We start from the raw sequence: 1,394 nt of genomic DNA, 5'->3' as shown, positions 1-1,394 counted from the left end.
GGCGGGGGCGGGCGGCTCCGCCGTCGGCGTGCCGGAGCACGAACCGTACGGGGTTACCGAGCGCGTACTTCGTGCCGCTTCAGCGCGTCGTCAGCGGCGCGCGCCCCGCTCCAACAGGCCGCGCGCCGACCAGTGAATGCGCGGCGGCTCAGCCGGCATCCGCAGGTACACCACGCGCGGGCGTCCCCGGCCTGGGTGGCCGATACGACCGCGTCCGCATCGGGGACCTGGACGAGGACCAGCTCCCCGCCTTCGTCGCCTCGACCTCGCACCTCCGCCGCGACGTCATCCCCGCGGCTGCCCCCACCGTCGTCGACGCCTCGACCGTGCAGGCGGACAAGCCCGCCGGCACTTCCGTCCCGACCCAGAAGACCACCCGCAGGAGGAAGTCCGCATGACCCGGTACCACTACGTCATCACCGTCGAGATTCCCGGTCTGGGCGTCTCCACCGGCAACGACTCCGTCACCCTCAACCCCGGTGCCACCCGCAGCCAGGTCTACAACCACGCGCTGTCCCGCGCCGTCGCCAACATCGGTCCGCGGCCGGGCGAGCAGCCCGCCCGCTCCCGAAGAAGGGGCACCCGCGCGCCCTGCCGGTCGGGCGGTCGCGGATGCCCCGTCAGGGGGACGCGCGCTGCCGGGATCACCTCCCGTCAAGGCGTCCGGGCGGGGCGCGCGTCCCCGGTCCGGTGAGCGGTCAGCTCTTGGGCATGAGCACGGTGTCGATGATGTAGACGTTGGCGTTGGCGGTCCTGACGTTGCCGCAGACGACCTTGGCGGAGTCGTCGACGGTGTAGGACTCGCCCGAGCCGGTGGTCGTCACCTTCGACTTCTCCAGTGTGTCGAAGGAGCCGTTCTCCAGGTTCTTCGGCGTGAGCTTCCGGCCGACGACGTGGTAGGTGAGGATCTTCGTCAGTTGCGCCTTGTCGTTGAGGACCTTGTCCAGGGTGGCCTTCGGGATCTTGGCGAAGGCGTCGTTGGTGGGCGCGAACACGGTGATGTTCCTGGCGTTGTTGAGGGTGTCGACCAGACCGGCCTTCTGCACCGCCGTCACGAGGGTGGACAGGGCCGGGTTGTTGGAGGCGGCGGTGGCCACCGGGTCCTTGGCCATGCCGTCGAAGGAGCCGGCACCGTTCTTCGGCACGGTCGAACAGGCCGGGCCGAACGGCTGGTCCATGCTGATCGACCCGCCCTCGCCCGTGGTGGCTGACGCCGACGCCTTGTCGGAGGAGTCGGACCTGCCCGAGTCGCTGCCGCTGCCGGAACAGGCGGTCAGGATCAGGGGCAGCGCGGCGGCAGCGGCGATCAGAGCGGTGGTACGGCGGATACGGGTGTTCATCATCTTCTCCTGTTGAAAGGTGCAGCACTCTGCTGTGGTCGGGGTGTTCCGGGA

Annotated in this window: 2 protein-coding genes and 1 pseudogene; 2 read left to right on the top strand and 1 reads right to left on the bottom strand. The window is 70.0% G+C overall.

Annotated features, from left to right (window positions below; genetic code table 11):
* Positions 1-398, top strand: a pseudogene (locus tag CCN72_RS40110) (hypothetical protein); the annotation flags it as partial.
* Entirely contained in the window at positions 395-694 is a 300-nt protein-coding gene (locus tag CCN72_RS35135; protein WP_086812418.1) for a hypothetical protein, read from the top strand. The pseudogene CCN72_RS40110 and the gene CCN72_RS35135, both read left to right, overlap by 4 nt.
* Positions 695-698: 4 nt before the next feature.
* On the opposite strand, the gene CCN72_RS35130 is transcribed toward CCN72_RS35135, so the two are convergent.
* Positions 699-1,340 (bottom strand): fasciclin domain-containing protein, encoded by a 642-nt coding sequence (locus tag CCN72_RS35130; RefSeq protein WP_086812416.1) that lies wholly within the window; start codon positions 1,338-1,340, stop codon positions 699-701.
* Positions 1,341-1,394: the final 54 nt, after the last annotated feature.

Source organism: Streptomyces murinus (assembly GCF_002154555.1).
Taxonomy (GTDB): domain Bacteria; phylum Actinomycetota; class Actinomycetes; order Streptomycetales; family Streptomycetaceae; genus Streptomyces; species Streptomyces murinus.
This window is presented reverse-complemented; position numbering and strand designations above follow the sequence as displayed.

What these genes read in the sequence shown, in the direction of transcription:
- CCN72_RS35135 (WP_086812418.1), top strand. Translation starts at nt 395, where the DNA reads ATGACCCGGTACCACTACGTCATCACCGTCGAGATTCCCGGTCTGGGC.
- CCN72_RS35130 (WP_086812416.1), bottom strand. Translation starts at nt 1,340, where the DNA reads ATGAACACCCGTATCCGCCGTACCACCGCTCTGATCGCCGCTGCCGCC.